At 70.0% G+C, this 24,676-nt stretch carries 20 protein-coding genes; 15 read left to right on the top strand and 5 right to left on the bottom strand.

What is annotated here, in order from left to right; genetic code table 11:
* Window positions 1–138 precede the first annotated feature (138 nt).
* The 4 genes from K2Z83_RS01725 (at window position 139) to K2Z83_RS01740 (ending at window position 5,333) form a co-directional block, all read left to right on the top strand.
* Complete coding sequence (locus K2Z83_RS01725; RefSeq protein WP_220593452.1) at window positions 139–1,191, top strand: aldose epimerase family protein; 1,053 nt, start codon at window positions 139–141, stop codon at window positions 1,189–1,191.
* A gap of 520 nt (window positions 1,192–1,711) precedes the next feature.
* Entirely contained in the window at window positions 1,712–2,767 is a 1,056-nt protein-coding gene (locus K2Z83_RS01730) for an L-threonylcarbamoyladenylate synthase (protein WP_220593453.1), read from the top strand.
* Complete coding sequence (locus tag K2Z83_RS01735; RefSeq protein WP_220593454.1) at window positions 2,764–3,273, top strand: chromate transporter; 510 nt, start codon at window positions 2,764–2,766, stop codon at window positions 3,271–3,273. The genes K2Z83_RS01730 and K2Z83_RS01735 overlap by 4 nt, the downstream gene beginning before the upstream one ends.
* 113 nt (window positions 3,274–3,386) lie before the next feature.
* Window positions 3,387–5,333: a YjhG/YagF family D-xylonate dehydratase gene (locus tag K2Z83_RS01740; RefSeq protein ID WP_220593455.1), complete on the top strand. Its 1,947-nt coding sequence runs from the start codon at window positions 3,387–3,389 to the stop codon at window positions 5,331–5,333.
* 10 nt (window positions 5,334–5,343) lie between these two features.
* On the opposite strand, the gene K2Z83_RS01745 is transcribed toward K2Z83_RS01740, so the two are convergent.
* A complete protein-coding gene (locus K2Z83_RS01745; RefSeq protein WP_220593456.1) occupies window positions 5,344–6,624 on the bottom strand; it encodes an MFS transporter in 1,281 nt (426 codons plus the stop codon).
* Between the two features lie 90 nt (window positions 6,625–6,714).
* A complete protein-coding gene (gene smpB / locus K2Z83_RS01750) occupies window positions 6,715–7,191 on the bottom strand; it encodes an SsrA-binding protein SmpB (RefSeq protein ID WP_220593457.1) in 477 nt (158 codons plus the stop codon).
* A 400-nt stretch (window positions 7,192–7,591) separates the two neighbouring features.
* On the opposite strand from smpB, the gene K2Z83_RS01755 reads away from it, so the two are divergent.
* From K2Z83_RS01755 to puhE, 4 genes are all read left to right on the top strand, one after another.
* Window positions 7,592–10,699, top strand: coding sequence for a S8 family serine peptidase (locus tag K2Z83_RS01755; protein WP_220593458.1), 3,108 nt, complete (start codon window positions 7,592–7,594; stop codon window positions 10,697–10,699).
* Window positions 10,700–10,885: 186 nt separating this feature from the next.
* Entirely contained in the window at window positions 10,886–11,602 is a 717-nt protein-coding gene (locus K2Z83_RS01760; RefSeq protein WP_220593459.1) for an LppX_LprAFG lipoprotein, read from the top strand.
* 81 nt (window positions 11,603–11,683) lie between these two features.
* The gene (locus tag K2Z83_RS01765; RefSeq protein WP_255603111.1) at window positions 11,684–13,189 is read left to right on the top strand and encodes an MFS transporter; all 1,506 of its coding nucleotides are present in this window, start codon (window positions 11,684–11,686) and stop codon (window positions 13,187–13,189) included.
* A 139-nt stretch (window positions 13,190–13,328) separates the two neighbouring features.
* On the top strand, window positions 13,329–14,102 hold the full coding sequence (gene puhE, locus K2Z83_RS01770) for a putative photosynthetic complex assembly protein PuhE (RefSeq protein WP_220593461.1): 774 nt from the start codon (window positions 13,329–13,331) through the stop codon (window positions 14,100–14,102).
* Between the two features lie 7 nt (window positions 14,103–14,109).
* On the opposite strand, the gene K2Z83_RS01775 is transcribed toward puhE, so the two are convergent.
* The 3 genes from K2Z83_RS01775 to K2Z83_RS01785 form a co-directional block, all read right to left on the bottom strand.
* Window positions 14,110–15,009, bottom strand: a complete 900-nt coding sequence (locus tag K2Z83_RS01775; RefSeq protein WP_220593462.1) for a transglutaminase family protein — start codon at window positions 15,007–15,009, stop codon at window positions 14,110–14,112.
* 5 nt (window positions 15,010–15,014) lie between these two features.
* The gene (locus K2Z83_RS01780) at window positions 15,015–15,866 is read right to left on the bottom strand and encodes a transglutaminase family protein (protein WP_220593463.1); all 852 of its coding nucleotides are present in this window, start codon (window positions 15,864–15,866) and stop codon (window positions 15,015–15,017) included.
* Window positions 15,867–16,008: 142 nt separating this feature from the next.
* Entirely contained in the window at window positions 16,009–16,956 is a 948-nt protein-coding gene (locus K2Z83_RS01785) for a MoxR family ATPase (RefSeq protein ID WP_220593464.1), read from the bottom strand.
* Window positions 16,957–17,056: 100 nt separating this feature from the next.
* Between K2Z83_RS01785 and K2Z83_RS01790 the strand changes: the two genes are divergently transcribed.
* The 7 genes from K2Z83_RS01790 to K2Z83_RS01820 all read left to right on the top strand — a co-directional run.
* Window positions 17,057–18,367, top strand: a complete 1,311-nt coding sequence (locus tag K2Z83_RS01790) for a DUF58 domain-containing protein (protein ID WP_220593465.1) — start codon at window positions 17,057–17,059, stop codon at window positions 18,365–18,367.
* A gap of 199 nt (window positions 18,368–18,566) precedes the next feature.
* Window positions 18,567–19,238: a TetR/AcrR family transcriptional regulator gene (locus K2Z83_RS01795; protein ID WP_220593466.1), complete on the top strand. Its 672-nt coding sequence runs from the start codon at window positions 18,567–18,569 to the stop codon at window positions 19,236–19,238.
* 92 nt (window positions 19,239–19,330) lie between these two features.
* Entirely contained in the window at window positions 19,331–21,097 is a 1,767-nt protein-coding gene (locus K2Z83_RS01800; RefSeq protein WP_220593467.1) for an efflux RND transporter periplasmic adaptor subunit, read from the top strand.
* Between the two features lie 92 nt (window positions 21,098–21,189).
* Entirely contained in the window at window positions 21,190–21,939 is a 750-nt protein-coding gene (locus tag K2Z83_RS01805) for an ABC transporter ATP-binding protein (protein WP_255603112.1), read from the top strand.
* A 78-nt stretch (window positions 21,940–22,017) separates the two neighbouring features.
* Complete coding sequence (locus tag K2Z83_RS01810) at window positions 22,018–23,268, top strand: ABC transporter permease (protein WP_220593468.1); 1,251 nt, start codon at window positions 22,018–22,020, stop codon at window positions 23,266–23,268.
* Between the two features lie 659 nt (window positions 23,269–23,927).
* Window positions 23,928–24,386, top strand: a complete 459-nt coding sequence (locus tag K2Z83_RS01815; RefSeq protein ID WP_220593469.1) for a CBS domain-containing protein — start codon at window positions 23,928–23,930, stop codon at window positions 24,384–24,386.
* A gap of 125 nt (window positions 24,387–24,511) precedes the next feature.
* A partial coding sequence (locus tag K2Z83_RS01820) for a universal stress protein (RefSeq protein ID WP_220593499.1) occupies window positions 24,512–24,676 on the top strand: 165 nt, incomplete at its 3' end.

Consider the following 24,676-nt stretch of genomic DNA (forward strand, 5'->3'; position numbering starts at 1 on the left):
GCGACGGTGCAACAGCCCTAGCCCCGGCGGCGCAGAGCCGTCGAACGTCGGATATGTGCGCTATAATGCCGGGGCTTGAGCACGATACAGAGCAATGGAATCTCATTGCTCACTGGCGATCAGATCGCGAGAGCTTGCATGCCAATCCTCCAGCGCCCTATCGGAACCACCCGCGACGGCATCGCGGTCGAGCGCTTCACCCTGCGCGGCGACGGCGGGGTCGAGGCGGACATCCTGAGCTACGGCGGCACTCTGGCCGCCCTGCGCGCGCCCGACCAGGCCGGCGCGGTCGGCGACGTGGTGCTCGGATTCGACAGCCTGGACCCCTACCTGGGCTTCCACCCCTACCTCGGGTCGCTGGTGGGCCGCTACGCCAACCGCATCGCCGAGGGGCGCTTCCGACTGGGCGGCCGCGCGTACGCCCTGGCGTGCAACAACGGGCCGAACCACCTGCACGGCGGCCCCGGCGGCTTCCACCGCCAGGTCTGGGGCGCGCAGGCGCTGGATGATGGCCCGCACCCGGCCCTGCGGCTCCACTACCTGAGCCGCGACGGCGAGGAGGGCTACCCTGGCAACCTGGATGTGACCGTGACCTACACGCTGGCCGGCGGCGAGCTGTGGATCGACTACCTGGCGACGACCGACCAGGAGACGGTGGTCAACCTGACGAACCACGCCTACTTTAACCTGTCCGGCGGCGGGGACATCCTCGGCCACGTGCTGGAGATCCCGGCCGCGCGCTTCGTGCCGGTCGGCCCGACGCTGATCCCGACCGGCGAGCTGCGGCCGGTGGCGGGCACGCCGCTGGACTTCCGGGCTCCTGCGGCGGTGGGGGCGCGGATCGGCGCGGACGATGAGCAGCTGCGCAGCGCCGGCGGCTACGACCACACCTGGGTGATCGACAAGCCCCCCGGCGAGCTGGGCCTAGCCGCGCGGGCGACCGACCCGGCCAGCGGGCGGGCGCTGGAGGTGCTGACGACGGAGCCGGGGGTGCAGTTCTACGCGGGGAATATGATCGAGGGCGGGCTGGTGGGCCGCGGCGGGCAGACCTACATCCGCCACAGCGGGCTCTGTCTGGAGGCCCAGCACTTCCCCGACTCACCCAACCAGCCGGCCTTCCCCAGCACCGCCCTGCGCCCCGGCGACACCTACCGCCAGACGACGATCTACCGGCTGGGGCTGGTGCGGTGACGGGGCTGCGCGCCTCACGCTCCCAGAGTCCCCGCTGGGGCTGCGCGCCCCAGACCCGCGCCAGGGGGCGCTTGCCCCATGTGCATCAACGTTAGGGCTGCCGCCCTAGAAACCGACGTTGTTTTGGCCAACATGGCCAGCAAAGCTGGCCATGTTGGCCAAAACAACAAGAAATTCCGGGGGGGCCAGGGCTTACGTTGATGCGCATGGGGCTCCGCCCCTTCGAACCCCGAATCTGATGTGGTCGGCAACTTCAATGCACGTTGTCATGGCAGGCGGGCCGCTTCGCGGCGTAGGGAACTAATAGGGGTAGCACCCACGCGTGCGCCCGGCACACGAAATGCGGCGAGCACCGCACCTCGGCACCGGGCGAGCCACAACAACGGGCGGTCGGCACGCTACAGCATCACATTCGGGGGGGCTGGGGGGCGACGCGCCCCCAGCGGGGGTCCCGGGGGCTGGCCCCCGGGGCGGGGCGCAGCGCCCGCATCCGGGGAATACCAATCTGAGTGAATACCGTATGACAAAAGTACTCCCGGCGGACGCCGCCGGCATCCGCGAGGCCGCCGCCACACTCGCTGCCGGCGGCCTCGTCGCCTTCCCCACCGAGACGGTCTACGGCCTCGGCGGCGACGCCCTCAGCACGGCCGCCGTGGCCCGCATCTTCGCCGCCAAGGGCCGCCCCGCCGAGGACCCGCTGATCGTCCACCTGGCCGACCTGGCTGACCTGCCGAGGGTGACGGGCGCGCTCTCGCCGCAGGCCGCCCTGCTGGCCGGGCGGCTCTGGCCCGGCCCGCTGACCCTGGTGCTGCCGCGCGGGCCGGCGGTGCCCCACAGCGTCACCGCCGGCCGCGAGACGGTGGCGGTGCGCCTGCCGGCCCACCCGGTGGCCCGCGCCCTGATCGCCGCCGCCGGCACGCCGGTGGCCGCGCCCAGCGCCAACCGCTTCGGCCACACTAGCCCCACCAGCGCCGCCCACGTGCTGGCCGACCTGGGCGGGCGGATCGACCTCGTGCTCGACGGCGGCCCGGCCACCATCGGCGTCGAGTCGACGGTGCTCGATCTGAGCGGGCCCGTGCCCACCCTGCTGCGGCCGGGCGGCGTGAGCCTGGAGACGCTGCGCGAGCTGCTCGGCGAGGTGGCCCTGGGCGGGCGGGCAGCCGAGGCGGGCGGGCAGATCGCCCCCGGCCTGCTCGACCGCCACTACGCCCCGGAGAGCGCCCTGCACCTCTGCGTGGGCGCGCCAGCCGCCTGCCGGGGCTGGATCCGCGCCCAGGCCGCCAGGCAGATCGCCGCAGGCCGACGCGTCGGCCTGCTGGTGCCTGACGAGGACGCCGCCCTGCTGGCCGGCCTCGCCGCCGACATCGAGCCCCTCGGGCCTGCCGGCGACCCCGCCGCCATCGCAGGGCGGCTCTACGCCGCGCTGCGCGCCCTCGACGCGCGCCGGCCCGATGTCATCCTCGCCCGCGACATCGGCGATGTCGGGATCGCCCGCGCCATCCTCGACCGGCTGACCCGCGCCGCCGCCGGGAGAGTCTCCATCCTCACCCCATCAGAGCGCAGAGCGACACAATGAACCCCTTCCTCTTCTTCTGGCTCGTGCTCAAGTCGTCGTTCTTCTCGACCAGCGGCCTGGGCAACCTGCCGCAGCTCTACGCGGACCTGATCGGCAGCGGGATGGCCACGGACCGCCAGTTCGCCGAGGCGCTGGCGGTGGGCCAGGTGAGCCCGGGGCCAAGCGGCCTGTGGGTGATCAGCCTGGGCTACCTGCTCGACGGCCCGCGCGGCGCGGCGCTGGCCGCCGTGGCGATCGCCATCCCCCCGGCGGGCGTGCTGCTGATCGCCCAGCTCTACCAGCGCAGCGGCGACCACCCGGCCGTCCAGGGGTTTGTGCGCGGCCTGAGCCTGGCCGTCATCGGCATCTTTGTGGTGGTGATGGCCGGCCTGCTGCGCGACAACGGCCTGAACCTGCCGGCCATCCTGATCGTCGGCGGCGCGGCGGCCCTGGCCTTCACCCGGCGCATCCCGGTGATTATCATCCTCGGCCTGGCGGCCCTGGTGGGAATCCTGGTCTACCGCTAGAGCAGGCGACAGGGGACAGCGGACAGGGGACAGCGGACAGGGGACAGCGGACAGGACCGTGTGTTCCTGAGCGATGAGAAAGGGGTCGGAGCGGGCTTTGCCCGCTCCGACCCTTGTACCCTGTCCGCTATACCCTGGCCCTAGCCTACGGCGCGAAGGGCACGGCCGCCGGCTCCCTCCCGCTCACCGAGGCCCAGCTGCGCGAGGCGCCGAGCGGCGACCTCTTCGCCCTCAGCCAGAACGTGGGTATGGGCTGGGACCCCGCAGAGCTGAATCACTCCCAGGTGCTGATCCTCAGCACCCAGGGCGGCATCCGCGCCCCCGACGGACAGCCGGTTGCTCTCGGCTACCACACCGGCCACTGGGAGGTCGGCCTGCTCATGCAGGCCGCCGCCGAGGAGCTGCGCGCCCAGAGCGCGATCCCCTTCGCCGGCTATGTGACCGACCCCTGCGACGGGCGCAGCCAGGGCACGACGGCCATGTTCGACAGCCTGCCCTACCGCAATGACGCCGCGCTCGTCTTCCGCCGCCTCATCCGCTCGCTGCCCACGCGCCGCGCCGTGATCGGCGTCGCCACCTGCGACAAGGGTCTGCCCGCGATGCTCATGGCCCTGGCCGGCTCCCCCGACCTCCCCTGCGTCCTCGTGCCGGGCGGCGTGACGCTCCCCCCCGAGCACGGCGAGGACGCCGGCAAGGTGCAGACGATCGGCGCACGCTTTGCGCAGGGCGAGCTCACGCTCAAGGAGGCGGCGGAGCTGGGGTGCCGGGCCTGCGCCTCGCCGGGCGGCGGCTGCCAGTTCCTCGGCACCGCGGCGACCGCGCAGGTGGTGGCCGAGGCCCTCGGCCTGGCCCTTCCCCACAGCGCCCTGGCCCCCTCGGGCCAGCCGGTGTGGCTTGAGCTGGCCCGCGCCTCGGCCCGCGCCGCCCTCGACCTTGACCGCCGGGGCATCAAGACCCGCGACATCCTCACCGCCGACGCCATCCACAACGCCATGGTCGTACACGCGGCCTTCGGCGGCTCCACCAACCTGCTGCTGCACATCCCGGCCATCGCCTATAGCGCCGGCCTGCCCCGCCCCTCGGTCGAGGACTGGCTCGCGATCAACCGGTGCGTGCCGCGCCTGGTGGACGTGCTGCCCAACGGGCCGAGCAACCACCCCACCGTGCGAGTCTTTCTGGCCGGCGGGGTGCCCGAGGTGATGCTGCACCTGCGGGCGGGCGGCCTGCTGCGCGAGGGCGCGCTGACGGTCTCCGGGCGCACCCTGGGCGAGGTGCTCGACTGGTGGGCCGGCTCCGCGCGCCGCGCGCAGCTGCGCGCCCGGCTCCAGCGCGCCGACGGCGTGGACCCGGACGATGTGATTATGGCGCCGGAGCTGGCGCGGGCGCGCGGCCTCACCAGCACGCTCGCCTTCCCGCAGGGCAATCTCGCGCCGGAGGGTGCGGTGATCAAGGCGACCTCTATCGACCCCGAGGTGGTGGACGCCGACGGCGTCTACCGCAAGACCGGGCGGGCCCGCGTCTTCACCCGCGAGCGCGACGCCGTGGCGGCGATCAAGAGCCAGGGGCCCGAGCGCGTGCAGCCCGGCGAGGTCGTGGTGCTGATCTGCGGCGGGCCGCTTGGCACCGGCATGGAGGAGATCTATCAGGTGACCTCGGCGCTCAAGCATCTGCGCTGGGGGAAGCAGGTGGCGGTCCTGACCGATGCGCGCTTCTCGGGGGTGAGCACGGGCGCGTGCATCGGACATATTGGGCCTGAGGCGCTGGCCGGCGGGCCGATCGGCAAGCTGCGCGACGGCGATCTGATTGCGATCAGCATCGACCGCGCGCGCCTCAGCGGCAGCGTGGATCTGGTGGGCGATGACTCGCGCGTCTTCGGCGCCGAGGAGGGCGCGCGCGTGCTGGCCGCCCGCGCGTCGCGGCTCGACCTGGCGCCGCACCCGGCCCTGCCCGCAGACACCCGCCTCTGGGCCGCGCTCCAGCAGGCGAGCGGCGGCGTATGGGCTGGCTGCGTCTACGATGTCGATGCGGTCGTCCGCATGCTCTCGCCAACGGCGACCTGACCGGGCGCGCCTAGATCGGCGCCGGCTCGCCCGCCGGGTCGGGCCGCCCCCGCCAGAGCGCGAGCGTGACGATCAGGCCGGCGAGCGCGAAGACCCCGGCGAGGATGAGGGCGAGCGTCCTCGGCGCGGCCCCGGCGTCGCTGGCGCGGCCGGTGAGGTAGCTGGAGAGCGCGGTGGCCAGGGTCATGCCGGCGTACTCGACAGCGAAGACCCGGCCGCGCAGCCGCTCGGGCAGGCGCATCTGGAGCAGGGCCGTGCTGAAGACCCACTGGATGCTGCCGCCCACATGGGCCAGCACCACGCAGAGCATGGCCACGGCCAGCGTGGGCGAGTAGCTGAAGCCAATGTAGCCCAGGGCTGAGAAGAAGAAGGACAGGCCAATGGCGCGGCGCATAAAGCTCTGCCCGTCGCCGAAGAGCCGCTGGGCCAGGATCGGCCCGATCCCCGCGCCCGCCCCGCGCGCCGCGTAGAGCAGCCCGATGCTCAGCGCGCCGCCCTCCCCCAGGGGGAACAGCTCGCGGCCGAACAGGGCCAGCAGCAGCAGCACCCCGCCGGCCATGCTCCACATCATCTTCGAGAAGGTGATCCAGGCCACCTCGCGGTGCGTGAAGATGTAGCGCAGCCCCTCGGCCAGTTCGCTTAGCGCCCGCGAGGCCGGCGCGGCCCCTGCCTCCTGTCTCCTGCCTCCTGCCTCCTGGCCCTCGCCCACCCGCACGGTGAAGATCAGCGCGGCCGACAGGAGGTACGACCCCGAGTCGAGCAGAAACGAGGCCTGCACGCCGAGGGTGCCGACCACCAGGCCGCCGAGGGCCGCGCCCAGGGCCAGCATCGCCGACCAGGTGGCCCCGCTGATCGCGTTGGCCGCCACCAGCTCCTCGCGGGCGCACACATCGGGGGTGATCGCCGAGCGGGCCGGCTCGAAGAACGAGGTCAGCACCACCTTCAGGGCGACCACCGTGTAGACCAGCCAGAGGTCGCCCACGGTGTGGACGAGCAGCAGCAGCAGCACCAGCAGCGCCCGGCCGATGTCGCTTGCGATCAGCACCGTGCGGCGGGGCAGCCGGTCGACCACCACCCCGGCGAAGGGGCCGACCAGGGCGCCGGGCAGGAACTGGGCCACCATCAGCAGGCCCACCGCCTCGCCCGAGCCGGTCAGGTTGAGCAGGAGCGTGAACAGGGCGATGCTGTCGAGCCAGTCGCCGAGCTGGCTGACGAGCTGGCCGTACCAGAGCCGGCGGAATGGCTTGTTGCGTCGCAGCAGGGCGACATAGCCCACAGACGTCGTGGTCATTGTTACCTTCGGGAGGGGCGCAGCAGCACGATGTGGCCCCGCCCTCGGGCGGGGCCATATCGTGCTGCTGCGCCCCAACAGGGCGGCGTCCTAATCGCGGTTGCGCGACTTCATCACCCGCTCGATGTCGCGCTGGGCGTCGCGCTTGGCGATATCCTCGCGCTTGTCGTAGTTCTTCTTGCCGCGGGCCACGCCAAGCTCCAGCTTGGCCCGCCGGCCCTTGAAGTAGATCTTCAGGGGCACGATCGTCAGGCCCTTCTGGCGGACGAGCCCGTCGAGGCGGCTGATCTCGCGGCGGTGCATCAGCAGCTTGCGCGGGCGGGTCGGCTCATGGTTGAAGTAGGTGCCCGACTGCTCGTAGGGCGAGATGTGGCTGTCGTAGAGGTACAGCTCGTCCTTGAAGATGCGGGCGTAGCTGCCGCGCAGGTTCACCCGTCCGGCCCGCACCGACTTGATCTCGCTGCCCGTCAGCACGATCCCAGCCTCGTAGGTCTCCTCGATCGCGTAGTCGTGGTGGGCCTTGCGGTTGTCGGCCACGACGCCGGGGTTCTGGTCTTTTCCGCTCATGGCTGGCTCATGCGCTATCGCGCAGGGGACAGGGGACAGGGGACAGGGGACAGATCGCTGTCCCTTCCCCTCCCCTGTGCCCTTGTAAAAGAGGAAATGGAGGGCGGCGCCCCCCATCATGCTGCCTTTATTATAGCACGCTACCCCTGGGCGGCATCGGCCCGATGGATGATGCGGCGGGGCTGAGATGCCCGAATCTTTCCTGAATGTCACGCTTGTAAAATCGTCGCCTCAATGGCATAATGTTCGCCATCCTCTTGGTCGTTGGTCATAAGGGAGCTCAAAGTCCGCCCCCAGCACGGGCGGAGTCTGGCATATCCACGGTCTCCATCGCGGGTATGCCGGCGTGTGCCGTTGCGCTCATGTGGTCGCACAGCATTTGTGTGAAAGGAACCCGCAGGTGTCTCGAATCAACCGGACGGTCACCCTCGCCCTGATCGCCATGCTCCTGGCCGCCATGTCCAGCACCGCCCTGGCCCAGACGCCGGCGCAGGCCCGCAGCAGGGGCGGGCCCATCCGCCTGCGCGCCGGCACCTTCACCCCCAGCGCGGGCGAGCGGGCCAATGTCCCCGCCCGCCTCACCCGCGGCCCCGACGCCAGCGGCGCGCCCGGCTACTACATCGTCCAGTTCAACGGCCCCGTGCGCCAGCAGTGGAAGGACGCCCTTGCTACGATGGGCGCGACTGTGCTCGACTACATCCCCGACAACGCCTTTAAGGTGCGTATGACGGCCGCCCAGGCGGCCTCGCTGGGCGCTGCGGCCACGGTGGCTTGGGTCGGCCCCTTCGAGCCGGCCTACGCCCTCAGCCCCACGCTCGCCGCCAGCGGCCAGCAGATCGCCCGCGTCTCCGTCGAGCGCGGCGGCGACCGCCAGGCGGTGATCGCCCTGGCCGCCCAGCTCGGCGCGGCGGTGGCCGACACCGCCGACGGCAGCCTGATCGTGGCCGCCGACCGCGCCCAGCTCGACCAGCTGGCCACTCAGGGCCGCGATGTGGCATGGATCGAGCCATACGTGCTGTTCGAGAAGCATAACGAGTACGGCGGCGGCGGGATCATGGGCGGCACAATCGCCAACAACTCTGGCTACGACGGCTCGACCCAGATCGCTGCCGTGGCCGACACCGGCATCGGCGGCGGGACAGACAGCACCGCCCACCGCGACATCCCGGCCAGCCGGATCACCGCGATCTACAACTGGCCCGGCGTCACTGACAGCTGCTTCAAGACGATCACCAACGATGGCTCGATCGATGTGGACAGCGGCCACGGCACTCACGTGGCAGGCTCGGTGCTCAGCGGCGGCACGCCCGGCACCGGCGTCGGCAAGGGCGTGGCCCCCGCCGCCCACCTGGTCTTTCAGTCCACCGAGAACTATGTCACTGTCTCCTCCCTCTGCAAGTCGCTCTATGGCTACACCAACGGCTACTACCTGACCGGCCTGAACGACCTGAACGGCCTGTTCCTCCAGGCCTACAACGCCGGCGCGCGTGTCCACGCCAACTCCTGGGGCTCCAGCCAGGCCGGCGTCTACACCGCCAACAGCGTGACCACAGACAACTTCATCTGGGGCCACCGCGACTTCACGATCACCTTCTCGGCCGGCAACTCCGGGGCCGACGCCAACGCCGACGGCGTGGTGGACAACGACTCGATCGGCTCGCCGGCCACCGCCAAGAATGTGATCACCATCGGCGCCAGCGAGGGCGACCGCCAGGGCAACTACCAGTGCGACACCGGCCTAACTTATGTCTCGGCCGACACCGCATACCAGAGCGGGCAGACCTGCTCCAGCATGGGCGGGGTCAACTTCCTCGGCACGCCGCGCCAGCGCTGGGGCTTCACCGCCAACCCGATCGCCGACGACCCGACCGGTGGCAACGCCCAGCAGATGGCGGCCTTCTCCTCGCGCGGGCCGACCGACGACGGCCGGATCAAGCCCGACGTGGTCGCCCCCGGCACCTGGATCCTCTCGACCTACTCGGATAACTACCAGCAGGGCTACGACCCCTCCGCCAACCCGCGCAACGGCGCCTTCCAGTCCGACGGCTGGGGCATCCCGCTGAACGCCTACTACAAGTACTTCGGCGGCACCTCGATGGCTAACCCGCTGGCCGCCGGCGCGGCGACGGTGGTGCGCGACTTCTACCAGAAGGCCTACAGCGCCAACGCCAGCGCGGCCCTGGTCAAGGCGACCCTGATCAACTCGGCGGTGGACCTGCTCGATGAGAATAACGACGGGGTCAACGACAACGACTTCCCCATCCCCAATGTCCACGAGGGCTGGGGCCTGATCAACCTGGCCGCCGCCACCGACGGCACGGCCGAGTTTGTCGATAACACGGCCGGCCTCTCAACCGGCGGGACAGCCAGCTCCAGCTACGCCGTGCCCGGCGGCGCGCCCTTCAAGGTCAGCCTGGTCTGGAGCGACTACCCCTCCACCACCACGGCCTCGGTCAACCTGGTGAACAACCTGAACCTGACGGTGACCAGCCCGACCGGCACGGTCTACCGGGGCAACGTCTTCAGCGGCGGCTGGTCGCAGACGGGCGGCAGCGCCGACGCGGTGAACAACGTCGAGAACGTGTACGTCCAGTCGGCGGCGGCCGGCACCTGGACGGTGACGGTGACGGGGGCGAATGTGCCGCAGGGGCCGCAGCCCTTCGCCCTGGTGGTGCGCGGCGCCACGGTGGCCCCGCCGCCCCCGCCCCCCGGCACGCCCGGCACCCTGAGCGCCACGGCCGCCTCCAGCAGCCAGATCGGCCTGAGCTGGGGGGCGAGCAGCGGCACGGTGGATAGCTATAAGGTCGAGCGCTGCCAGGGCGCCGGCTGCTCCAGCTTCGCCCAGGTCGGCACCGCGACGACGACCAGCTTCAGCGACAGCGGCCTGACCGCCGGCACCAGCTACAGCTACCGCGTGCGCGCATCGAACGCCAGCGGCGACTCGGGCTACTCGAACACGGCCAGCGCCACCACCGGCTCCGGGCCGACCAACACCGGCTTCCTGAGCCCCTCGGCCAACGCTGCGGTGACGAGCGGCTCGGGCGACAACAACGGCTACCAGACGACTCCGACCAACGCCTATGACAACGATGGGCTCTACGCCGTGGACACCAACAGCGGCAGCGGCACCAGCACCTCGTGTACGAACAACCGCAAGGACCGACACATCTTCTACAACTACAACGTGGCGGTGCCGGGCGGGGCGACGGTCAGCGGCATCGAGGTTCGCCTCGACGCCAAGGCCGACTCGACGACCGGCGCGCCCAAGATCTGTGTCGAGCTCTCGTCTGACGGCGGGGCCACCTGGACGGCGGCCAAGACCACGACAACCCTGAGCACCGCCGAGGCGACTTACATCGTCGGCGGGGCCGCCGACACCTGGGGCCGCAGCTGGACGGGCGCGAACCTCGGCAACTCCAGCTTCCGCGTCCGCCTGACCAACGTGGCCTCGAACACCTCGCGCGACTTCTCGCTCGACTGGGTGAGCGTGCAGGTCACCTATCAGTAGGGGACGGGGGACAGGGGACAGGGGACAGGGCTCGCCCTGTCCCCTGTTTGCGTGTCAGGCGCGGCTATGCTAAGCTCAACCTGTGTCCTAACTCCAACACGTTTCAGATACGACAGGGTTCGTAGCAGCTTTATCGTAACCGTGCCCTCTGCCCCCTGTGGCCTGCCCCCTTGAAAAGAGGTTCCTGTGCGCCACCGTGCCTCCCTCCTTCTGATCATCCTGGCCGGGCTGCTGACCGCATGCGGCGGCGCGGCCCAGCCCACGCCCACCCCCACGCCCACCCCGCTCGAGATCAGCGCCCAGGTTGGCCGGGCCACCCAGGCCGCCGAGAGCGTCCACTTCGCGATCAGCCTGGCCGGAAAGCCGGTCTACGCCGACAGCGGCAACATCTTTGTGCTCAACAGCATGGAGGGCGACCTGAAGCGCCCCGACAGCGTGCTGGCCGTGCTCAGCGTCAGCGCCGGCGCGGGTGTGGCCGAGATCCGCACCGTTGCCCTGGATGGCAAGCAGTACATCACCAACCCGATCACCCGCGAGTGGTCATGCCTGGCACCGGGCAGCGCCTTCAACCCGGCGGTGCTCTTCGACCCGCAGCAGGGCGTCGAGCACCTGCTCCAGACGGGCTTCGACGATGTGACCCTGGTGGGCGTCGAGGATCTGGCCGGCAGGCCGAGCTACCACCTGCGCGGCACGATCGCCGGCGACAAGCTTCAGCCGATCAGCATGGGCCTGCTCGGCGCCGGGCCGGCCGCCGTCGACCTCTGGGCCGACCAGGAGACGCTGCGGGCCAGCAAGCTGGTGCTGGTGGACAGCTCCAGCGACGCGACCGCGCCGAGCACCTGGACGATCACCTTCAGCGGCTACGGCAAGACGATCGACGTGCGCGCGCCGGCGGCATGTTAATGTAGGGCCGAAGCATTTGCGCGCCGATTCTCCCGCGCCGGCAAGCATCCACAGCAAATGCTTCGGCCCTACGCAGTATGTATGCAAAAACGCCCAAACCTCACCCTGGCCCTGATCAGCCTTGCCATCTTCATCGGCGCGGTCGACCTGACGGTGGTGAGCGCGGCTCTGCCGCGGGTGATGGTGGACATGCGGGTGGAGATTGGCAGCGACCTGGGCCGGGCGGCCTGGGTGGTGAGCGGCTACCTGCTGGCCTACACCGTGAGCATGACTTTTATGGGCCGGCTGTCGGACATCCTCGGGCGGCGCGATGTCTACCTGATCTGCCTGGGCATCTTTATCGCCGGCTCGGCCCTGGCGGCGGCGGCGGGCAGTCTGGAGTGGCTGATTGTCGGGCGGGTGGTGCAGGCTTTCGGGGCCGGGGCGATGGTGCCGATCAGCATGGCCCTGGCGGGCGACATCTTCCCGCCCGAGCGGCGCGCGGCGGCCCTGGGCGTGATCGGCGCGGTGGACACGGCCGGCTGGATGGTCGGTCACCTCTACGGCGGCGTGCTGATGCGGGCCTTCGATAGCTGGCGCCTGCTGTTCTGGCTGAACCTGCCGATCGGCCTGCTGGCCCTCGCGCTCACCTGGTGGGCGCTGCGCGGGGTGCCGCAGCGGCGCGCGGCGGGCGGCTTCGACTGGCTGGGCGCGGCGCTGATCAGCGCGAGCCTGATCGCCTTCAACGTGGGGCTGTCCGCCGGCGGCGAGCTGCGCGAAGACTTCTACGGCGAGCGGGCTGGGCCGCCGGCCTACGCCCTGCCCCTGGTGCTGGCCGCCCTGGCCCTGCTCGCCGGCTTCGTCTGGGCCGAGCGGCGCAGCGCCCACCCGCTGATCGACCTGACGATCTTCTATGACCGGGGCGCCGCCGCCGCCTGCGCGATCAACGTGATGGTCGGATTCGCCCTGGCCCTGGCGATCACGAACGTGCCGCTGTTCATCAACACCCGCCTGGCCCTCCAAAACCCCGCCGACGCCGACATCCTGCGCCGCGCGGCCTGGGAGTCGGGCTGGATGCTCTCGGCGCTGACCCTGACCATGGCCGCCGCCGCCGTGCCCGGCGGCTGGCTGGCCGGCCGCATCGGCCCGCGCGCCCCCGCCCTGGCCGGGCTGGCCCTGGCCCTGGCCGGCGTGCTGATGATGAGTCGCTGGGGCGCCGAGAGCGCCTACCTGACCATGGGGCTAGAGCTGGCCCTGGCCGGCCTCGGGCTCGGCCTGGTGATCTCGCCGGTGGCCGAGGAGGTGATCGCCGCCGCCGCCGAGGGCCGCCGCGGCAGCGCCTCGGCCCTGGTGATCGCCCTGCGCCTGGTGGGCATGACCGCTGGCGTGGCCGCGCTGACCCTCTACGGCGTGCCGCGTCAGGACGCCCTGCGCCGCGCCGGGGCGAGCAACCCGCTGGCCTCCTCCGACCCGGCCCGCTTCCTGATGGACGTGGCCTCCCAGGTGATCGGCGAGACCTTCCTGCTCGGCGCGGCCGCCCTGGCCCTGGCCCTGCTGGCGGCGCTGTGGATGCGGGGTGGCAACGATCATCCTCGCGGGCCTATGTAAGGCCGAAGCATTCGCCCCTGATCCCCCGCTCTGCGCCATGCACGCGGTGCGAATGCTTCGGCCCTACAGCGTTGACACTGCTCCGCCCGCGTGTTACCATCCATGCAACCACGTTGTATCTAATGTCATGGACACCCCTATGCCCCCTGAGCCGCCTGTCTGGGCGCAGACCTACCTGTACCCGCCGCTGATCGTGGTGGCGATCTGGGTGACTCTCACCGCCGGGGTGCTGGTGCTAAACCGGAAGGGCGAGCGGGCGACCCGCCTGGCGCTGCTGCTGAGCCTGCCCCTGCTCGGGCTGGCCCACTGGCAGATCGGGCTGACGCGGCACGACCTGAGCGCCCTCGGGGCCTACCGCGCCTTCGTGGCCGGCCTGATCATCTGGGCCTGGCACGAGATGGCCTTCTACAGCGGGCTGATCAGCGGCCCCTGGCGTCGCCCCTGCCCGCCCCACGCCCGCGGCGTCGTGCGCTTCGGCTACGCCCTCGGCACGCACCTCTACCACGAGCTGGCCTGCATCATCGAGCTCGCCCTGATGCTGCACGTCCTCGGCGACGCGACCAACTGGGTGGGGCTGCTGGTCTTCTGCCTGAGCTGGGCGCTCCAGCACAGCGCCAAGCTCAACGTGCTGCTCGGCGTGCCCATCCTCCAGGTCGAGCTCTTCCCGCCCCACCTGCGCTACCTGGGCAGCTTCTGGGCGCGCCGCCCCGCCAGCGGCTTCTTCCTGCCGTCGGTCTCGGTCTCCACGCTCCTCGCCGGCCTGCTCTGGCTGACGGCCGGCTCCCTCGCCCCCGCGCCCGTCGCGGTGCGCCTGGCCCTGGTGGCCAGCGTCGTCACCCTCGGGGCGCTTGAGCACTGGCTGCTCATCCTCCCCGCCCGCGCCACCTCTGCGGTCGGCCAGGTCGCCGAGTAGGCGCTGATCACCTGCGGTAGGCGAGGTGGGTCAGCCCCGCGCGCTTGCTTGCGCTGAACTGGCCCTGGTAGGGCGCGCGGTAGCTGCCCGAGGTCGGCGACACGTCGCCGTAGTCGCGGCCGATCGCCACGGTGATATAGGCCGGCGTGATCCGCCGGTGGTTCGTCGGGTCGAAGGCGACCGCGCGATAGCCGCCGGGGCCGGATATCAGGGCCTCGACCCAGGCGTGCGATCCGCCCTCGCCCAGCATATGCCCCGAGACATAGCGCGCCGGGATGCCCGCCGACCGGCAGATCGCCAGCATAATGTGCGCGTAGTCCTGGCAGAGCCCCTTGCCGATGGCCAGGGCCTCGGCGGCGGGTGTGCTCACCGTCGTCGCGCCGTAGCCGTAGCGCATCGCGCCGTAGACCCAGGTGCTGATCGCGTCGGCCAGTTCCTCCTCGCCGGCGTGGCGGCGCACCAGGTGGCGGGCTGTGTCGATGATCCGGGCGTCCGCCGTCGTCAGCGGCGTCGGCGTCAGGTAGCGCGCCACCTCCCCCGCCGCCACCGTCGGCCACGCCACCGCCGACACGTCGCGCTCGACCACCAGCCGCATCTCGAAGGCCAGATCTCCCGCCACCTCGGGGATGGCGACGGTGAAGACCCGGTTGCCGAAGGCGTCCGTGATCGCGCTCGTCACCGCGTCGGGCGCAGAGACCCGCAGATCATACGCGCGGACGTGCTGGTCGCCGTAGCGCTCGGGCGGGAAGACCACGAGCCGCTGGCGCAGGTCGCGGATCGCGCCGGGGTAGCGGTACTCGAAGCGCTGGTGCATCCAGTAGCGCGTCTCGCGCACCTCGCTCCACTCCACCTCGTGGTGGTTGATCAGGGCGATCTGGCTGGCCGCGCCGGTCATCAGCTCGTGCATCGAGGTCACCCCTCCGCCTCGCGCGCCCAGAGCGGCACATCGAAGCGATCTCTGTCGTGAAGCTCGTCGGCCCAGACGGCCATCCCCGTGAGCTGGCTATCGCCGTAGCTGGTCAGGATGGCCGTGTCCACGGCGTCGCGGCCACGGGCGATCACCACCCGGCCGATCCGCGGCCGGTTATGGCGGGCGTCGAAGGTGCGCCAGGCCCCGCCGACATAGGCCTCGAACCAGGCGTGAAAGTCCATCGGGTTGGGGTCGATCGGCACCCCGATGTCGGGCAGGTAGCCGCTGACATAGCGGGCCGGGATATTCATCGCCCGGCAGAACATCACCCCGACGTGGGCGAAGTCGCGGCAGACGCCCCGGCGGCTCATGTAGGCGTCGTAGCCCGTCGTATTCGGGGTGCTGTTGCCATAGCCGTAGGCGATAGTGGCGTGCGCCCAGTCGCAGATCGCCTGCACGCGCGCCCAGCCGTCCGGCGCGCCGCCAAACATGGCCCAGGCGTCGTTCAGCACCAGGTCCGACGGGCAGTAGCGGCTGGGCAGCGTGAAGGGCATCACGTCGTCGGGCAGCTGGTCGACAAACGCGCCGGGCAGGTAGGGGAAGGCCGGGTCGGGCGTCGCGGGAACCTCGACGATCGCGTCGTAGGAGAGCTGCATGGTGCCGGCCGGCGTCGTCCAGCGCCAGACCGTGTTGTTGAAGCTGTCGTGGAAGGTGTGGATCGGCACCTGCGGCGTGGTGATGTGGCGCTCATCGATCAGACGGTGGATGTCGAGCTGGCGCGGGCGCACCACGGACATCACCGGGGTCGGCGATCCGGACTCGATCACAAAGGTGAAGCCGACACGGAGGAGCATGGCGCGCTGTGCTCTCATAGGTAGGGGGACAGGAGATAGGATACAGGGGACAGGTTCAGATAATAGAAAACGCTGGGCGCACACAGGCGCGCTCAGCGTCATTGCTTCCATGGGGTTATCGTCTATTATACACCATGCGAGCCTACCGCGGCACCTCAAGCCGCGCCAGGATCCGCCCGACCACGATGTCCGCCGTCAGGCCCTCGATCTCGGCCTCGGGCCGCAGCATGATCCGGTGGCGGTAGACCGGCCGCGCCAGCAGCTTCACATCGTCCGGCACCACAAACGACCGGCCCTGGATCGCCGCGTAGGCGCGGGTGGTCTGCAGGAGGGCGATGCTGGCCCGCGCCGAGGCCCCCAGGGTCAGGTCGGGGCTCTTACGGCTCTCCTGGGCGATGCCGGTGATGTAGCGCATGATCCCCTCCTCGACCTGCACCCCGGCGATCTCCTGGCGGCAGGCGGCCAGATCCTCTGGCCCGACTATCGGCTCCAGGCCGACATCCTCCAGGCGGCGCGCGTCGAAGCCGGCATGGTAGCGCCGCAGCAGCTCCAGCTCCACCTCCTGGGGCGCGTAGCCGATCAGCAGCTTAAACAGGAAGCGGTCCAGCTGGGCCTCGGGCAGCGGGTAGGTGCCCTCGTACTCGATCGGGTTCTGGGTGGCCAGCACCAGGAAGGGCTCGGGCAGCGGGATCCGCTCGCCCTCGATCGTCACCTGGCGCTCCTCCATGGCCTCCAGCAGCGCGCTCTGGGTCTTGGCGGGCGCGCGGTTGATCTCGTCGCCCAGCAGCACCTGGGTGAAGATCGGCCCCTTGCGCAGGCGGAATGTGCCGCTGCCCAGCTCGAAGACCTGCGTGCCCACCACGTCGGAGGGCATCAGGTCGGGGGTGAACTGCACCCGGCGGAACTCGGCGCGCACGAGCTGGGCCAGCGTCTTGGCCATCAGGGTCTTCGCCGTGCCCGGCGGCCCCTCCAGCAGCACGTGCCCGCCGCTCAGCAGGGCCACCAGCAGCAGGTCGAAGGCCTCGCCCTGCCCCACTAGCACCTTGCCCGCCTCGGCCCGGATGCGGTCGGCGATCTCTTGGGTTTTCAAGCGCGCCTCGCTGTGATTGCAGATTGCAGATTGCAGATTTTAGATTGCCGCTCTATGATAGGTTAAAATCTGCAATCTGCAATCTGCAATCTGCAATCCTATGCTGCCCACCCCCCGCCTCTTCCTACTCCTCCTGCTCGCCGCGCCGCTCGTCGCCGGGGCGGCCATCGCGCGCCCGCTGCTCTGGCTGGCCCTGGCCTACCTGATCGTGGTGGCCGGCGTGCTGATCAGCGACCTGCTGCTCACGCCGGTGCCGGGGCAGATCGAGGTCGAGCGGATCAACGACGCCCGGCTCTCGCTGGGCGCCGAGAACCTGGTCACGGTGCTGATCTCCAACGCCAGCCCGCGCGCCCTGCGCTTCACCATGCGCGATGAGTCCCCCGATGAGATGCCCAGCGACGCGGCCTTCATCAGCGGCGATCTGCCGGCCTACGATGTGTTCTCCGCCCAGTACCGCCTGCGCCCGCTGCGGCGGGGCGACTACCAGTTCGGCGATGTGGTGCTGCGCTACCGGGGCCTGCTCGGCACCTTCGTGCGCCAGGCCCGCTACCCGACCGCCGCGCCGGTGCAGGTCTACCCGAATGTGCTGGAGCTGCGCAAGTACGACCTGCTGGCCCACAAGGGGCTGCTCTACGAGCAGGGGCTGCGGCCGGCGCGGGTCTATGGCCAGGGCGGTGAGTTCGCCCGCCTGCGCGAGTACGGCCCCGACGACGAGTACCGCCGGGTCAGCTGGAAGGCCACCGCCCGCCGGGGCCGGCCGATCGTGGCCGAGGTTGAGACCGAGCGCAGCCAGCACGTGATCTGCATGATCGACACCGGCCGCCTGATGGCCCCGCCGCTCGGCGAGATCGCCAAGCTCGACTATGTGATCAACACGGCCCTGCTGCTCAGCTACGTGGCCGCGCTCAAGGGCGACCATGTCGGCCTGCTCACCTTCGCCGATCAGGTCGGGGCATTCCTGGCCCCGCAGCGCGGCAAGGCCCAGTTCCAGCGCATGATCGAGGCGCTCTACAATGTGCATGCCGAGGCGGTCGAGGCCGACCACGCCGTGGCCCTGGGCTACCTCCAGCGCAGGGTGCGCCGCCGCTCGCTGGTGGTGCTCTTCACCGACCTGGCCACCCCCGACGCGGCCCGGCCCCTGATCGCCTACCTGGCCCGGCTCAGCCGCCAGCACCTGATCGTCTGCGTGACGATCAGCGACCCGAATGTGAGCGCGGCGGTCGGCGCGCCCGCCCGCGACCTCACCGCCGCCTACACCCGCGCCGTCGCCGAGCAGCTGCGCGACGAGCGCCAGGCCATCCTCGACACCCTCAGCCGCAGCGGCGTGATCCCCGTCGATGTCCCCGCCGACAAGCTCACCATCTCCGTCGTCAACACCTACCTGCGCTTGAAGGCCCAGGGGCGGCTGTAGGGCCGAAGCATCTGGGGTTGTCGCTCTGCGACAACCCCAGATGCTTCGGCCCTACAAAACGTGTGCAGGCTATTGACAAAACCTTTTCATGTCCGTATACTCTATATTACCGGTCGGTAAGAAACCCTTGACAAACCTTTTGCACAGATATATAATCTTCCTGACCGGTCGGTAAAGTTCCCCGGCCGACACGAGAGCTATGCAAGACCAGAGCCACCAGCCAATCAACGCCCCAACGGCGGTCAAGATCATCGAGGCCGCGACGCACCTGTTCATGCAGCGGGGCTACAAGGCCGTCTCGATCACCGACATCATCAAGGCGGCCGAGGTGACGAAGCCCACCCTCTACTACTACTTCTCCGACAAAGAGGAGCTGTTCGTGCAGATGGGGCTGAGCGTCGTGGCGATGATGAGCGCGCAGCTGCGGGACGCCGCAGCCAGCGCCGCCACCACCGCCCAGCGCCTCACCGCCCTGGCCCAGGTGCTGCTCGCCGACCGCGACGGCGACATGCGTATGATGCGCCACGAGATGTTCGAGCACGTCGGCCCCGCCCAGCGCGAGCGCCTTGCGGGGGCCTTCTACAGCGGCCTGTTCGCGCCCATCCAGCAGGCGATGGCCCGGGGCCTCGCCGACGGCGAGCTGACGCGCTACCCGGCCGAGATCCTGGCCGCGATGTTTCTCGGCATGAGCGAGTCGTTTCACGAGTTCGCCAGCGGCGCGCACGCCGGCCCCTGGGCCAGCGCGCCGGGCGGCCCCTTCAGCAGCCCGCAGCTCAGCGCCGAGACCCTAGTCGATCTGTTCTTGCACGGCGTCGCGCCGAACCCCCGCGACCCGGCGGCCGGGGATGGCCCGGCCCCCCGCGACCCGTAGGGCCGAAGTATTCGCGATTGTCGCCCCGCGACAATCGCGAATACTTCGGCCCGCCACCGGCCAATCATATTGATACCCTGAAGGATTATCCTATGACCTCCGTCCCCCAGCCTCGATCCGGCGGCCGATCCCGCCGCCTGCCCATAGCCGCCATCGTCGCCGCCGTCCTGGTAGTCGCGGTGATCGCCAGCCTCGCCATCCGTAATCTGGCCACCCGGCCCGCCGACCCGCTGGCCGGCGCGAGCACCGCCGCCGTCTCGCGGGGCGACATGTCCCTGGGCGTCTCCGCCACGGGCAATGTCGAGCCGCGCACCGAGGCCGACCTGGCCTTCATCAGCGCCGGCGGCCGGGTGAGCCAGGTGCTTGTCGCCGAGGGCGACGCCGTGGCCGCCCAGACGCCCCTGGTGGAGCTCGACACCCGCCAGCTGGCCGCAGAGGTCGCCGCCGCCAGCGCGAACCTGAATATTGCGAAGGCCGATCTGCAGTCCCTGCGCGACGGGGCCACGCCCCAGCAGATCGCCGAGGCGCAGGCCCAGGTTCAGGCCGCCCAGAGCAACCTGACCCAGACCGAGGGCAGCGTCACCGCCGCCGACCTGCGCGCCGCCCGCGCCCAGGTCGAGCAGGCCCGCGCCAGCCTGGCCATCCTTGAGGCCGGCCCGAAGAGCGACGCGCGCACCCGCGCCCAGACCACGCTCACCGACGCCCGCGCCGAGCTCGACCGCCAGCGCAGCGCCCTGTCCGCCGCCAAGGAGGACGCCCGCGCCGCCATCGAGCAGCGGGCCAACGCCCTGCGCGACGCCCAGGCCGTCTACAGCGCCGCATACTGGGATAACAAGCACGTTCAGGACAACGGCACCGACCCGCGCACCGGCCGGCCGCTGAGCGACGCCGCTGAGCGCGACTTCTCCGACGCACTGGCCCAGGCCCAGATCGCCGTGACCGACGCCGAGGCCGCTGTGCGTCAGTCCCAGGTTGACTATGAGACCGCAAAGCAGAATGAGATCAGCGGGCTCGCCAGCGCCCAGGCCCGCGTCGAGACAGCCCAGGCCGACCTGGACACGCTTCTGTCTGGCGCCGAGGCCGATGAGCTGGCCGCCGCCCGCGCCAATCTGGCCCGCGCCGAGGCCGATCTGGCCCGCCTGACCGGCACCCAGCGCGCCGGCGCCGTGGGCGCCCAGCAGGCCAACGTCGAGGCCGCCCAGGCCCGCCTCAGCCAGCTCACCGGCGACCCGACCTCCAGCGACCTCGCCCGCGCCGAGGCCCGCGTGGCCCAGGCCCAGGCCCAGCTCGACCAGGCCCAGATCCGGCTCGATGACGCCACCCTGCGCGCCCCCTTCGCCGGCACGGTCGCCGCCGTCAACGTGGCCCCCGGCGAGATCGTTGGCGGCCAGACGCCGCCCGTCACCCTGATCGACACCACCCGCTACCTGGTCAAGGTCACGGTCGACGAGGTCGATATCGGCAAGGTCAGCATCGGCCAGCCGGTCAGCGTCCTGATCGACGCACTCGGCGGGGACAGCCTGAGCGGCACGGTGCTGCGGGTCGAGCCGCTCCCCAAGAGCGACAGCGCCGTGACGGCCTACCGCGTCACCCTTGAGGTTGACCCATCCGGCCGCGACATCAAGCCGGGGATGACCGCCAGCGCCACGATTGTGGCCGACAGCCGCACCGATGTCCTGAGCGTGCCCGCCGCCGCCGTGCGCGGCGAGGGTGCGGGCGCCACGGTCAGCGTGGCCATCACCGCCGCCGACGGCAGCGTCACGGTCGAGGATCGCCCGGTGACCGTCGGCCTGCGCACCAGCGAGCGCGCCGAGATCCTCAGCGGCCTCGCCGAGGGCGAGCAGGTCGTCATCCGTTAATTGTAGGGCTGAAGCATTGCGCCCGCATGGAACACCTCACCCACCAGAGAGACGCCGGCGCAATGCTTCGGCCACCTAAAAGGACATACACCATGACTGACTACATAACCCACCCGATCGTCCAGATCGCCAGCCTGAGCAAGGAGTTCGCCACCGGCGACAGCAGCTTCCTGGCCCTCGACAACATCTCGGTGGAGATCCACCCCGGCGAGATGGTCGCGATCATGGGCCCGTCGGGCAGCGGCAAGAGCACCCTGATGACGATGATCGGCCTGCTCGACCAGCCGACGCGCGGCGTCTACCTGCTGGACGGCAAGGATGTCGGCCGGCTCGGGCGCAACGAGCAGGCCCACGTGCGCAACGAGAAGCTCGGCTTCGTGTTTCAGAACTTCAACCTGCTGCCGCGCCTGAGCGCCCAGAAGAACGTCGAGCTGCCCCTGGTCTACGGCCGGGTGGACGGACGCGAGCGCGCCCGGCGCGCCCAGGAGGCTCTGGAGGCCGTCGGCCTGAGCAGCAAGCTGAACAGCCTGCCCAACACCCTCTCGGGCGGCCAGAAGCAGCGCGTCGCCATCGCCCGCTCGCTCGTCCACAACCCGACCCTGCTGCTGGCTGATGAGCCGACCGGCGCCCTGGACACGCGCACCGGCGCCGAGATCATGGCCCTCTTCCGCCAGCTCAACCGCGAGCAGGGCCGCACGATCATCGTCGTCACCCACGACCCCGAGATCGGCCGGCAGATGGATCGCGTGATCGGCCTGCGCGACGGCCGCCTCGCCGATAATATCCTCCAGGACTACTACGGCGTCGAGGCCTATGGTGAGAAGATGAAGGTCGCCGCCTGAGGTGAGCGTAGCCGATAGCCGATAGCTGATCAAACTATATGTGTCATCGCGGCGCTGTGTGCCGCGTGTGAGGGGCTAATGTTCAAAGAGCAAGTCTTCATGGCCCTCGACAGCCTGGGCTCGAACAAGTTTCGCTCCCTGCTGACGATGCTGGGCATCATTATTGGCGCGGGCACCCTGGTGGCCGTGCTCTCCCTGGGCAACGCGCTCCAGGGCCAGGTGTTCGAGCAGTTCATCGACCTGGGCACCCGGCGCATCGCCGTCGGGCCGGGCGACCCCAAGGCGAAGGGCGCCCGCGATGTGCCCGGCTATGGGCTGCTCTCCATCCAGGACTACCAGGCCCTTGAGAAGGTGGTGGCCGAGCGCCCCGACCTGTTCCGCACGATCGCCCCCGAGATCGCGGTGCCCACCGAGATCCGCGCCGGCACCGTCGCCGTGCAGACCCTGCTCGTCGGCACGGACGACCAGTACGATCAGATCCAGAGCGTGCCGATGGCCCACGGCCGCTTCCTCACCCCCGCCGACGAGGCCGCTGGCGCGCGGGTGGGCGTGCTCGGCTCGCAGGTGGCCGAGGATCTCTTCGGTGCGGACGCGGCCGCCCAGGAGGCCGCGATTGGCCGGACGATTGAGATCAACGGCCAGCCGATCCAGGTGATCGGGATCATCCGCACGAATGGCGGCCCCTTCGCCACCGACGGCCGCGTCTTCGCGCCGATGAGCGCGGTGCGCCTGCGCCTCGTGGGCGACCTGGACCTGCCGGGGCGCGGCCTGAAGATGACCGGCATCCTGATCGGCATCCAGAGCGAGCAGCTGGTGGTGCCGGCCGAGCAGGCGATCACTGGCGCGCTGCGGGCCGCGCGCGGGGTGCCCGCCGATGCGATCAACGACTTCCGTCTGGATCTGCCCACCTCGGCCCTGAGCGTGCTCTCGGGCATCAACGGCGCGATCACCGGCTTCATCGCGGTGGTGGCCGGGATCAGCCTGGTGGTCGGCGGCATCGGGATCATGAACATCATGCTGGTGGCCGTCACCGAGCGCACCCGCGAGATCGGCGTGCGCAAGGCTCTTGGGGCAACCGACGGCGATGTGCTGGGCCAGTTCGTGCTGGAGGCGCTGGCGATCAGCCTGGTCGGCAGCCTGATCGGCGTGGGTGGGGCGATCGGACTGGTAACGCTGATCAGCATGGTCGCCGGGATCGCGGCGGGCATCTCCTGGGTCGGCGTGGCCCTGGCCCTGGTCTTCGCCTCGGCCATCGGCATCGGCTTCGGCTTCTACCCGGCCCGCCGGGCGGCCATGCTCCTGCCGATCGAGGCCCTGCGCTACGAGTAGACCACTGAGGCGCTAAGGCATTGAGGTGCCTTAGCGCCTCTACATGTATAGAAACGTGTGCCTAGCAGGCACATGCTGCACTGATGGTGCTGCGGCGCGGCGTAGCCGCGCCGCAGCACCATCAGTTTTTTCTGTGGGAGAGCGAAGCTCTCCCACACCCTCACCGTACGCGGGCGCGCCAGGGCTCACCCGCGTTTTCTGTGCCCAGAGACACAATCAGAGGTCGCTTCTTAACGCTCCGTTGCGAATGAGCTTCACCATAATAGGTGCCTCCCTGCTATGCTGAATACATCTATCCTTCGCTCTGTTGATAGATGTGGCACGCAGAGAAAGGGGCACCCATGGCCCGACCCAAACGTCCGCCCCACCCGATGCTGCGGGTTGCGCGCGCACATCTGAGCAAGTTGGCGCCCGAGCTTCGCAACGCTCGGCTACGCATGCGCCAGCTCGATGGCCCGCCGGGATCGCCGCGCTATGCAGTATCTGTGGATATGTGTGGAGATGTTGCGTCCTGTCCGCACGGTGTCACCGACACCGAGAAATGCCCGATCTTCGCGTGCTCCCAGCGACGCGCGATCCGGCTTCTCCTCAGCCGCGAGGGCGAACTGCTCCAGGTGATCAATGATGATCTCCGCTGGGAACAATGAGAGGAGCGCTCTATGGACACCGTCAAGGTGTGGATGAGCTCGCCGGCAATCATCGCGCGTGATACGGAGACCCTGCCCCATGCCCGCGACATGCTCGCCGCCGAAGGAATCCGCCGCCTGCCGGTGGTCAATACCGCCGGCGAGCTTGTCGGCATCGTCACCGAGGGTGATATCAATCGGATCTCAGACTCGCCGGATAGCGATGTCCAAGAGTACAACCTTTACTACCGCATCCACGACCTGCCGCTGCGCGAGATTATGCGCCGGCCGGTCATCACGGTCACGCCGGATACGCCACTGCACGAGGCCGCCCATCTCATGATCGCCTGGCGGATCAGCGGCCTCCCTGTGCTCGAACATGGCCATGTCACTGGGGTGATCACCGTCTCAGATATGCTGCGGCGTATCATCTGGGACACGAGCGACACCGCATCCAACATGCTCAATGAGCGCACAACCGGCTTTAACTGACGATTATCTCCCCTTCCTTCTGGGGAGGCTGCACGCGCCCCCGTCTGTCGCGGCCAGCCTCCCCAGGAGATAGATCCCGTTCGCCCTCCCGAGTCACAACGGAGTTGCTCTGCAAGGAGGTCCCTATGTACCGGCACATTCTTGTCCCGCTCGATGGCTCGGCCCTGGCCGAGCAGGTGCTGCCCCACGTCCACGCCCTGGCCGCCAATGAGGGAACAACCAAGATCACGCTGCTGCGGGCCGTGCCGCCCGTGTTCACCACCAGCGTCGACTACAGCGGCCTGATGGCC

This window comes from Oscillochloris sp. ZM17-4 (assembly GCF_019599295.1).
Taxonomy (GTDB): Bacteria; Chloroflexota; Chloroflexia; order Chloroflexales; family Chloroflexaceae; genus Oscillochloris.

What these genes read in the sequence shown, in the direction of transcription:
- K2Z83_RS01725 (WP_220593452.1), top strand. Translation starts at nt 139, where the DNA reads ATGCCAATCCTCCAGCGCCCTATCGGAACCACCCGCGACGGCATCGCG.
- K2Z83_RS01730 (WP_220593453.1), top strand. Translation starts at nt 1,712, where the DNA reads ATGACAAAAGTACTCCCGGCGGACGCCGCCGGCATCCGCGAGGCCGCC.
- K2Z83_RS01735 (WP_220593454.1), top strand. Translation starts at nt 2,764, where the DNA reads ATGAACCCCTTCCTCTTCTTCTGGCTCGTGCTCAAGTCGTCGTTCTTC.
- K2Z83_RS01745 (WP_220593456.1), bottom strand. Translation starts at nt 6,624, where the DNA reads ATGACCACGACGTCTGTGGGCTATGTCGCCCTGCTGCGACGCAACAAG.
- smpB (WP_220593457.1), bottom strand. Translation starts at nt 7,191, where the DNA reads ATGAGCGGAAAAGACCAGAACCCCGGCGTCGTGGCCGACAACCGCAAG.
- K2Z83_RS01765 (WP_255603111.1), top strand. Translation starts at nt 11,684, where the DNA reads ATGCAAAAACGCCCAAACCTCACCCTGGCCCTGATCAGCCTTGCCATC.
- puhE (WP_220593461.1), top strand. Translation starts at nt 13,329, where the DNA reads ATGCCCCCTGAGCCGCCTGTCTGGGCGCAGACCTACCTGTACCCGCCG.
- K2Z83_RS01775 (WP_220593462.1), bottom strand. Translation starts at nt 15,009, where the DNA reads ATGCACGAGCTGATGACCGGCGCGGCCAGCCAGATCGCCCTGATCAAC.
- K2Z83_RS01780 (WP_220593463.1), bottom strand. Translation starts at nt 15,866, where the DNA reads ATGCTCCTCCGTGTCGGCTTCACCTTTGTGATCGAGTCCGGATCGCCG.
- K2Z83_RS01790 (WP_220593465.1), top strand. Translation starts at nt 17,057, where the DNA reads ATGCTGCCCACCCCCCGCCTCTTCCTACTCCTCCTGCTCGCCGCGCCG.
- K2Z83_RS01795 (WP_220593466.1), top strand. Translation starts at nt 18,567, where the DNA reads ATGCAAGACCAGAGCCACCAGCCAATCAACGCCCCAACGGCGGTCAAG.
- K2Z83_RS01800 (WP_220593467.1), top strand. Translation starts at nt 19,331, where the DNA reads ATGACCTCCGTCCCCCAGCCTCGATCCGGCGGCCGATCCCGCCGCCTG.
- K2Z83_RS01805 (WP_255603112.1), top strand. Translation starts at nt 21,190, where the DNA reads ATGACTGACTACATAACCCACCCGATCGTCCAGATCGCCAGCCTGAGC.
- K2Z83_RS01810 (WP_220593468.1), top strand. Translation starts at nt 22,018, where the DNA reads ATGTTCAAAGAGCAAGTCTTCATGGCCCTCGACAGCCTGGGCTCGAAC.
- K2Z83_RS01815 (WP_220593469.1), top strand. Translation starts at nt 23,928, where the DNA reads ATGGACACCGTCAAGGTGTGGATGAGCTCGCCGGCAATCATCGCGCGT.